Genomic DNA, 8,967 nt, shown 5'->3' on the forward strand with positions numbered 1-8,967 from the left:
GGCGATCGGCTCAGATGCCCTTGGAAGACGGATTGGCGAAGGCCTCCTTCGTCTCGGCATTGAGCGGGTAGTTGATGTTGATGCCCTTCGGCGGAATCGGCGACATGAACCACTTGGCATAGAGCTTTTCCATCTCGCCCGACTTCATCATGCCCGACACCACGCGGTCCACCAGCGCCTTGAAGGCCGCGTCGTCCTTGCGGAACATGAGCGACTGGTTCTCGGTGCGCAGGCTCTCGCCGGTGATGACGAAGTCCTTCGGGTTGCGCGCATTCGCGAGCTGCCCGGCCAGGAGAATGTCGTCGAGCACGAAGGCCTGCGCCCTGCCGCTTTCCACCAGCAGGAACGAATCGCTGTGGTCCTTGCCCGCGAGGTTGGTCACTTCGAGGTTGCGGCCGCGGTCGGCCTCGCGCAAGAGGCGGAACGAGGTGGTGCCGCTGGTGGTCGCCACCGTCTTGCCCTGCAGGTCGGCGATGCTCCTGATGCCCGAATCGGCCTTCACCAGCATGCGCACGTTGTAGCGAAAGATATCGGGCGAAAACGCCACCTGCTTCTGGCGCTCAACCAGGTTGGTGGTGGAGCCGCACTCGATGTCCACCGTGCCGTTCTGCACCAGCGGAATGCGGTTGGCCGAGGTCACGGCCTGGTACTTGATCTCGATGGCGGGCAGCTTGAGTTCGGTCTTCACGGCATCGACGATGCGGTTGCAGATCTCGATGCTGTAGCCCACCGGCTTCAGGTTGCCGTCCAGGTACGAGAAGCCGAACGACGACTCGCGGTAGCCGAAGGTGATGGCGCCGCTCGCCTTGATCTTGGCGAGCGTGTCGTTCTCCTGCGCCTGCGCGGCGGCGAACGGCAACAGGGTGCAGGCCGCCGCGAGAGCGGCAGCGCCGAAGGAAATCGGCAGACGAAGCTTGGGCATGGAGGCGCTCCTCGGAACGGCGGGTTGAAGAAAACGGTGAAGAAAAAAAGCGGCGGTTGTCAGCGCACGGCGGCGCGGGTGACCGCATCGATGGAGGCCGCGAGCCGCGCGGCGATTTCCTGCAGGTCTCGCCGCGTCGCGATGAAGGGCGGCGCGAGCAGCACGTGGTCACCCTGGCGGCCATCGACCGTGCCGCCGAAGGGGTAGCACAGCAGGCCGCGCGCCATCGCGTCCTTCTTGATGAGCGCATTGACCTTCAGCGCCGGATCGAACGGCGCCTTGCTCGCGCGGTCGGCGACCAGCTCGACGCCCCAGAAGAAACCTCGGCCGCGGATGTCGCCCACGTGCGCGTGGCTGCCCAGCGCCTCGGCCAGCATCGCGCCGAAGGCCACGCCGTCTTCGCGCACCTTGGCGACGAGGCCGTCGCGGCGGATCACCTGCTGAACCGCGAGCGCCGCCGCGCAGGCCATCGGATGGCCGAGGTAGGTATGGCCATGCTGGAAGAAGCCGCTGCCCTTGGACATGGCTTCGACGACCTTGTGCTGTGCCAGCACCGCGCCGATGGGCTGGTAACCGCCGCCCAGGCCCTTGGCGATGGTGATCAGGTCGGGCACCACGCCCTCCTGCTCGCACGCATGCAGCGAGCCGGTGCGGCCCATGCCGCACATCACCTCGTCGAGGATCAGCAGCACGCCGTATTTGTCGCAGACCGCGCGCACTGCCTTGAAGTAGCCCGGCACCGGCGTGAGCACACCGGCCGTGGCGCCGCCCACCGTCTCGGCGACGAAGGCGATCACGCGATCGGCGCCCTGCGCCACGATGGCCGCTTCGAGCTCGGCCGCGAGGCGCAGGCCGTACTGCTCGGCGCTTTCGCCCTCGCGCTGCTCGCGGTACGGATAGCACGGCGACACATGCGTGGCCGGCACGAGGATCGGCGCGAACGGCTCGCGGCGCCATGCGTTGCCGCCCACCGCGAGCGCGCCCAGCGTGTTGCCGTGGTAGCTCTGGCGGCGCGCGATGAAGTGTGTGCGCTGTGGTTGGCCGATCTCGACGAAGTACTGCCGCGCCATCTTGAGCGCCGACTCCACCGCCTCCGAACCGCCGCTCACCAGGTACGCATGGCTCATGCCTTCGGGTGCGGAGGCGATCAGCTCGTCGGCCAGCCGCTCGGCCACTTCGCTCGTGAAGAAGCTGGTGTGCGCATAGGCCAGCGTGTCGAGCTGCGCGTGCATGGCGGCCAGGACCTCGGGGTGCGCATGGCCGAGCGACGAAACAGCGGCACCGCCCGAGGCGTCGAGGTATTCGCGCCCTTCGGCGTCGCGGATGAACATGCCCTGCGAGCTCGCGGCAACGGGCGGGGTCTGGCGAAGGTGGCGGTGGAAGACGTGCGTCATGGCGGTGAATCTTGGAACAGTTCCTGGAACTAACGTTTCGGTCGGATTATTGTTTGGAACATTTGTTCCGTCAACTGTTTCGATGTTCCACCTCCGGTACATTCGTTCCAACAGCAGCCAGAAGAGAGACACCGCCATGGGCGCCAGAGACCAGATCCGCCAGCGTTTCAACGAGCTGAGCCCCGCCCTGCAGCAGGTGGCGCGCTACGTGCTCGACCACCCCAACGAAGTGGTCACCGCCTCGATGCGCAACGTCGGCACGCGCGCGCAGAGCACGCCGGCCACGCTGGTGCGTTTCGCGCAGCACCTCGGCTACGCGGGCTGGCCGCAGCTCAAGGAGGCCTTCGCGGGCGACATGGGCCTGGGCTCCGAGACCTATGGCGGACGCGCCAAGCAGCTCGTCGGGCGCTCACAAGACCGCGGCCTCACCGGCGAGATGTTCGAGGTGCAGCGCCGCAACCTCGAGGCCACGCACCAGCAGAGCGAACAGGCGCTGCAGAAGGCCTGCACGCTGATCGAGAAGGCGCCGGCCGTGCATGCCGCGGGCTTTCGCGCATGCTTTCCGATCGCGTTCTCGTTCGTCTATGTGTACCGGCTCTTCCGCGCGAGCGTGCACCTGGTCGACGGCCAGGGCGGCTCGCTGGAGATGCAGCAGCGCGCTTTTTCCAAGGGCGATGCGCTGGTGGTCGCGAGCTTCGCGCCCTATTCGCGCGAGGCGCTGCAGGTGGCCGAAGCGGCCAAAGCAGCCGGTTGCCGCATCGTCGCGATCACCGACAGCGTGACCTCGCCGCTCTCGCTGCTGGCCGACGAGACGCTGCTCTTCACGATCAACAGCCCGTCGTTCTTTCCGTCGGTCGCGGCCGGCGTGGCGGTGACCGAGGCGCTGGTCGAACTGCTCGCGAGCCGTGCGGGCAAGCCGGGCATCAAGCGCATCGACCAGGCGGAAGCGCAGTTGTTCGAATCGGGTGCGTACCTTTTGCCTCCTGTCGCACGCGGGTAGGTCGCGGGTAGGTGGCTGTCCGGGACGGAACCCTGCCCGAACGCGGGTGTCCAACCCGGGTCGCGGCGTCTTGTCGCGACAGGAGGTAATGACCATGAAGCAAGTGAAGCATTGGCAAGACCCCGTCAACGCCGTCGCCAGCGCCTGGCTGATCGTCTCGCCCTGGGTCCTGGGCTTTCAGGGCACCTCGCCCGCCATGTGGACCATGGTGGCAACCGGCATCGTGCTGGGCGCCGTGGCACTGGGCGCGACCTTCGTGCCCAAGCAGTGGGAAGAGTGGACCGAGGTCGCCCTGGCGGTGTGGCTTGCCATTTCGCCGTGGCTGGTCGGTTTCGCCGCGATGGAAACGGCGATGGTCAACGCGGTGCTCGTGGCCGCGCTGATCCTGGTGCTCGCCCTCTGGGTGCTGGTGACCGACAAGGACTACCTTGGCGGGATGATGGACCGTCCGGCGCACTGAACAGCGCGCCGTGAAACGAGGCCCGCCGCCCCGGCGGTGAGGCCGACTGGGTGGGCACGATGCCCATCCGCGAAACCGCCCTCTCGCCTTCTTTCTTCTTATTGCGCGCGAGGGACGGTGGGCTGTTGTTGCACCGTGGCCGCTGCGCCGTCCGGATTGCTCATCCAGCCGGCCTGCCAGCCACCGCCCATCGCCTGGATGAGCGCAATGGCCGAGGCCTGGCGGTTGACCTGCAACTGCACCAGCGCGCGCCGCGCGCTCAGTGCGGCCGCCTGCGCCGTCACCACCTCGGTGTAGCTCACCTGCGCCGCGCGATAGCGGTTGAGCAACTGCTGCTCCGTCTTGTCGGCCGCGAGCGTGGCTTCGCGGCGCAGGCCCTCCTGTTGCGCGAGCGTGGCGCCCGTCGTCAACTGGTCTTCCACCGCCTGGAATGCGGCGAGCACCGTCTGGCGGTAGCGCGCCACGGCCGCTTCGTGGCCGGCCTTCGCGGCATCGACGCTGGCACCGATCGCCCCCGCATCGAACACCACCTGCGCCACCGAGAAACCGAGCGACCACAGCGTGTTGGCCGAGCTGAACAGGTCTTTCACGCGGCTCGCATTGGTGCTGCCCACCGATGCCGTGAGCGGGATGTTCGGGAAGTACGCGGCGCGTGCGATGCCGATCTGCGCATTGGCGGCGGCCACCGAGCGCTCGGCCGCCGCGATGTCGGGGCGGCGCTGCAGCAGCGTCGAGGGCACACCGGTCGGCACGCCCGGCACCGTGGGTGTCCAGGTCGCGGCTGGCAGCGTGAAGTCGGCAGGCGCCACGCCCACCAGCATCGCGATGGCGTGCTCCAGGGTGGCGCGCGTGCGCGTGAGGCCCACGCGGTCGGCCTTGGCGTTGACGAGCTGCGTCTGCGCCTGCAGCACATCGGTCTGCGCGGCAATGCCTGCCGCATAGCGGTTGCTCGTGATCTCGAAGGCGCGCTGGTAACCCGCGATGGTTTCGTCGAGCAGCACGATCTCGGCATCGGCCTCGCGCAGCGAGAAGTAGTTGGTCGCGAGGTCGCCGATGGCCGAGAGCCGTGCCGCGGCAAGGTCGGCCTCGCTTGCCTGTGCATTGGCTTGCGCGCTGCTCACCGCTTCACGCAGGCGGCCCCAGACGTCGGGCGTCCAGCTGGCATTCAGCGAGGCGGAGAAACTGTTCGACGGGCTCGCGGTATCGCTGCTGCTGTTCACGTTGCCGCTGCGCCGCCCGCTGCCGCTGAACGACACCGAGGGGAACAGCGCCGCGCGCTCGCCGCGCACCAGCGCCTGGGCCTGCGTGTAGTTGGCCACGGCGGCGGCGATGTTCTGGTTCGACACCTGCACGCGGCCGGCCAGTTCGTCGAGCGTGGGGTCGGCGAAGAGCTTCCACCATTCGCCGCGGTCCAGCGCATCGGCCGGCGCGGCGGGCAGCCAGCCTTCGGCGGTCTGCTGCTCTTTCCATGCGGCGGAGGCCACGGAGGTCGGCACCTGGTAGGCCGGGCCGACGGCGCAACCCGCGAGCGCGGCGGCAAGGGCCAGCACGCCGAGCCTGAGCACGAGCCGTTCGGGCCGAGCCTGTCGAAGCCCTGCGCAGCGCTTGGACAAGCTCAGCGTGAACGGTTGGTTCTTTTCGAGCGTCACAGGAGGTGAAGTAAGCAGTGCGTTCATGGTGTTGTTCTCAAGCGGGCGTGACGCGGCTCAATTCGTGTTCGTTCTTGCCACGGCGGCGCAGCTTGTCGAGCAGGAGATAGACGACCGGCGTTGTCAGCAAGGTGAGCAGCTGGCTCGCGATCAGCCCGCCGATGATGGCCACGCCCAGCGGCCGGCGCAGCTCCGCGCCCTCGCCGAAACCGATGGCCAGCGGCAGCGCACCGAGCGCAGCCGCCATCGTCGTCATCAGGATGGGCCGGAAGCGCAGCAGGCAGGCCTCGCGCACCGCCTCCAGCGGCGTGAGCCCGCGCGAGCGCTCGGCCTCCAGCGCGAAGTCGATGATCAGGATGGCGTTCTTCTTCACGATGCCGATCAAAAGGAACACGCCGATCAGCGCAATGATCGAGAACTCCATGCGGAACATCAGGAGCGCCAGCACCGCGCCCACGCCGGCCGAGGGCAGCGTCGACAGCACGGTGATCGGGTGCACCAGGCTTTCGTACAGGATGCCCAGCACGATGTAGATCACGACCAGCGCGGCCAGGATCAGCATGAGCTGCTGGCTCTGCGACTGCTGCGCGCTGGCGGCCGTACCGGCGAACGCGCCGCGCACGTTGGTGGGCATCGCGATGTTGGCTTCGGCCTTGGCGATGGCCTCGCGCGCATCGCCGAGGTTCGCGCCCTCGGCGAGGTTGAACGAGATCGTGGTCGCGAGTTCGCCGTCATCGTGGCTCACCGATGTGGCGACCGATTGTTCCTCGAACTTGGCCACCGCCGACAGCGGTACCAGCGTGGTGGGCGTGTTGCTCAGCACGTTGCCGGTCGATGCGCCGCGCAGGCCCGCGTTGGCCGAGACCGGCACCGTGGTGCTCGCGGCCGTGGCCGTCGAAGCGGCCCCGCCGGTGGTCGATGTGGTGGTGGCCGTCGCCGCCACCTGCGTGGTCACCGTCTGCCCGCCGATCACCGACGTCCGGGTGGCCGGCACGTACACGTCGCTCAGCGAATTGGGGCTGCGCGTGTAGCGCGGCGCCCACTCCATCACCACGTGGTACTGGTTGAGCTCGGTGTAGATGGTCGCCACCTGCCGCTGCCCGAAGGCGTTGTAGAGCGCGTTGTCGATGGCGGTGGACGTGAGGCCCAGCCGCCGCGCGCTGTCGGGATCGACCTTGGCCACCGTCTCCACGCCGTTCTGGTCCTGGTCGGTGTCCACGTCAGTGAGCACCGTCTGCAGCTTCAGCTCGTCGGACAGCTTGGTGGCCCAGCTGCGCAGGTCCGCCAGGTTGTCGCTCTTGAGCGTGTACTGGTAGGTGGAATTGCTCGAGCGCCCGCCCGAGCGCACGTCCTGCACCGTGCCAAGGAACACGCGCAGCCCCGTCACCTCGTTGAGCTGGGGCCGAAGCCGCGCGATCACGGCCAGGCCGCTCTCGGTGCGCTGGTTGGCCGGCTTCAGGTTGACGAACATGAAGCCGCCGCCCGCGCGCGAGCCGCCGGTGAAGCCGATCACCGTGTCGACCGCCGGGTCCTTGCGGATGATGTCGACCACCTGCCGCATCTTGGCCGCCAGTGCCTGCGACGAGATGCTCTGGTCGGCGCGCAGCCCCCCGTTGAGCTGGCCGCTGTCCTGCTGCGGGAAGAAGCCCTTGGGCGCGGCGCTGAAGAGATAGACGTTCAGCCCCACCACCGCCACCAGGATCAGCATGACAAGCGCCTTGCTGTCCAGCGCCCAATCGAGGCTGTGCTCGTAGCGCTTGAGCACCCAGTCGTAGCTGCGCGCGGCCATGCGCCCCAGGCGCCCTTGCGGCTTGTTCTTGTCGTGTTCGCCGCCGGGCTTGAGCAGCCACGCGCACATCATCGGCGTGGTGGTGAGCGAGATGACCAGCGAGATCATCACCGCCGCCGACAGCGTGATCGCGAACTCGCGGAACAGCCGCCCCACCTGCCCGCCCATGAAGAGCAGCGGAATGAACACCGCCACCAGCGACACGCTGATCGACAGCACGGTGAAGCCCACTTCCTTGGCCCCGAGCAGCGTCGCCTTCATGCGCGACATGCCCGACTCGATGTGCCGGCTGGTGTTCTCCAGCACCACGATCGCGTCGTCCACCACGAAGCCGGTCGCCACCGTGAGCGCCATGAGGCTCAGGTTGTTGAGGCTGAAACCCAGCAGGTACATCACCCCGAAGGTGCCCAAGAGCGCCGCGATCGTGGCCACGGCCGGCACGATGGTCGCGCGCACGCTGCGAAGGAACAGGCTGACCACCAGCACCACGAGCAGCACCGAGATGACCAGCGTCGCCTCGACCTCGTGCAGCGAACTGCGGATGGAGTTGGTGCTGTCCGAGGCGACCTGCAGCGTCACGTCGGGCGGCAGTTGGGCCTGCAACTCGGGCAGCAGGGCGCGCACGCTGTCCACGGTCTCGATGATGTTGGCCGAGGGCTGCCGCGTGATGAGGATGATGATCGCCGGCTCGCCGTTGAAGAGGCCGAGCGTGCGGGTGTCCTCCACGCCGTCGATGACCTCGGCCACGTCCTGCAGCCGCACCGCCGCGCCGTTGCGCCAGGCCACGACCATCGAGGCGTAGTCGGCGGCGCGCAGGGCCGGCGTCTGCGTGTAGATCTGCAGCTTCCGGCCATCGCCCTGCACCATGCCCTTGGGACGGTTGGCGTTGGAGGCCTGGATGGCGGCGCGCACGTCTTCGGTGCTGATGCCGTAGCGGTTGAGCGCGAACGGGAGCAGTTCGATGCGCACCGCGGGGAGCGAGCCGCCGCCGATTTCGACGTCGCCTACGCCGTCGACCTGCGAGAGGCGCTGGCTGACGATGTTCGATACCGCGTCGTAGATCTGGCCCGGAGTCTTCGTCTTCGACGTGAGAGCCAGGATGATGACGGGCGAGGCGGCCGGGTTTGCCTTGCGGTAGGTCGGGTTGCTTCTGAGGGTCGCTGGCAGATCGACGCGGCTCGCGTTGATGGCGGCCTGCACTTCTCTTGCCGCGCCGTCGATGTTGCGGCTCAGGTCGAATTGCAGGGTTACTCGGGAGGAACCCACCGAGCTTGTGGACGTCATTTCGTTGACGCCTGCGATTGTTCCCAGGTGGCGCTCTAGAGGGGTTGCCACGCTGGTTGCCATCGTTTCGGGGCTTGCGCCTGGGATCGAGGCTCGTACCGAGATGACTGGGTAGTCGACCTGCGGCAGTGGCGAGACTGGGAGGACGAAGAAGGCTGCTATGCCGGCCAGGGCGATGCCGATCGTCAGCAGGACTGTGCCGATGGGTCTTCTGACGAAGGGGAGCGACAGGTTCATCGCTTGTTCCCCTGCGAGGGGCGGAGGCCGGGTCTCGCCCCGGCGGGCGACTTACTTTCTTTTGCTTCGCCAAAAGAACGTAAGCAAAGAAAAGGCGACCCCACTGTCTGCGACCCCTGCGCTTCGCTACGGGGCAACCTGCGGTGCTCGCGTTTCGCGGGGTCTCGCCCAAACTCGCTTCGCTCAAACAAGGGCGAGCCCTGATCCGCGAAACGCTGCGCTCCTCGGCGCA

6 protein-coding genes are annotated in these 8,967 nt (G+C 67.7%); 2 read left to right on the top strand and 4 right to left on the bottom strand.

All coding sequences use genetic code 11. The features are described 5' to 3' along the window. Positions 1–10: 10 nt before the first annotated feature. Both J2W23_RS09235 and J2W23_RS09240 read right to left on the bottom strand, forming a co-directional pair. Positions 11–922 (bottom strand): transporter substrate-binding domain-containing protein, encoded by a 912-nt coding sequence (locus tag J2W23_RS09235; RefSeq protein WP_307648486.1) that lies wholly within the window; start codon positions 920–922, stop codon positions 11–13. Between the two features lie 59 nt (positions 923–981). Further along, a complete protein-coding gene (locus tag J2W23_RS09240; RefSeq protein WP_307648487.1) occupies positions 982–2,316 on the bottom strand; it encodes an aspartate aminotransferase family protein in 1,335 nt (444 codons plus the stop codon). Between the two features lie 136 nt (positions 2,317–2,452). Here J2W23_RS09240 and J2W23_RS09245 point away from each other — a divergent pair, with 136 nt between their 5' ends. Both J2W23_RS09245 and J2W23_RS09250 read left to right on the top strand, forming a co-directional pair. Then, positions 2,453–3,316: a MurR/RpiR family transcriptional regulator gene (locus J2W23_RS09245; RefSeq protein ID WP_307648489.1), complete on the top strand. Its 864-nt coding sequence runs from the start codon at positions 2,453–2,455 to the stop codon at positions 3,314–3,316. Positions 3,317–3,410: 94 nt separating this feature from the next. Next, positions 3,411–3,776: an SPW repeat protein gene (locus J2W23_RS09250; protein WP_307648490.1), complete on the top strand. Its 366-nt coding sequence runs from the start codon at positions 3,411–3,413 to the stop codon at positions 3,774–3,776. 98 nt (positions 3,777–3,874) lie between these two features. On the opposite strand, the gene J2W23_RS09255 is transcribed toward J2W23_RS09250, so the two are convergent. After that, complete coding sequence (locus J2W23_RS09255; RefSeq protein WP_307648491.1) at positions 3,875–5,452, bottom strand: efflux transporter outer membrane subunit; 1,578 nt, start codon at positions 5,450–5,452, stop codon at positions 3,875–3,877. A gap of 10 nt (positions 5,453–5,462) precedes the next feature. Beyond that, complete coding sequence (locus tag J2W23_RS09260; protein ID WP_307648492.1) at positions 5,463–8,735, bottom strand: efflux RND transporter permease subunit; 3,273 nt, start codon at positions 8,733–8,735, stop codon at positions 5,463–5,465. Positions 8,736–8,967: the final 232 nt, after the last annotated feature.

Origin of the sequence: Variovorax boronicumulans (assembly GCF_030812215.1) — a bacterium.
Taxonomy (GTDB): Bacteria; Pseudomonadota; Gammaproteobacteria; order Burkholderiales; family Burkholderiaceae_C; genus Variovorax; species Variovorax boronicumulans_C.

Coding starts and splice junctions, on each gene's coding strand:
- J2W23_RS09235 (WP_307648486.1), bottom strand. CDS start 922: ATGCCCAAGCTTCGTCTGCCGATTTCCTTCGGCGCTGCCGCTCTCGCG.
- J2W23_RS09240 (WP_307648487.1), bottom strand. CDS start 2,316: ATGACGCACGTCTTCCACCGCCACCTTCGCCAGACCCCGCCCGTTGCC.
- J2W23_RS09245 (WP_307648489.1), top strand. CDS start 2,453: ATGGGCGCCAGAGACCAGATCCGCCAGCGTTTCAACGAGCTGAGCCCC.
- J2W23_RS09250 (WP_307648490.1), top strand. CDS start 3,411: ATGAAGCAAGTGAAGCATTGGCAAGACCCCGTCAACGCCGTCGCCAGC.
- J2W23_RS09255 (WP_307648491.1), bottom strand. CDS start 5,452: ATGAACGCACTGCTTACTTCACCTCCTGTGACGCTCGAAAAGAACCAA.
- J2W23_RS09260 (WP_307648492.1), bottom strand. CDS start 8,735: ATGAACCTGTCGCTCCCCTTCGTCAGAAGACCCATCGGCACAGTCCTG.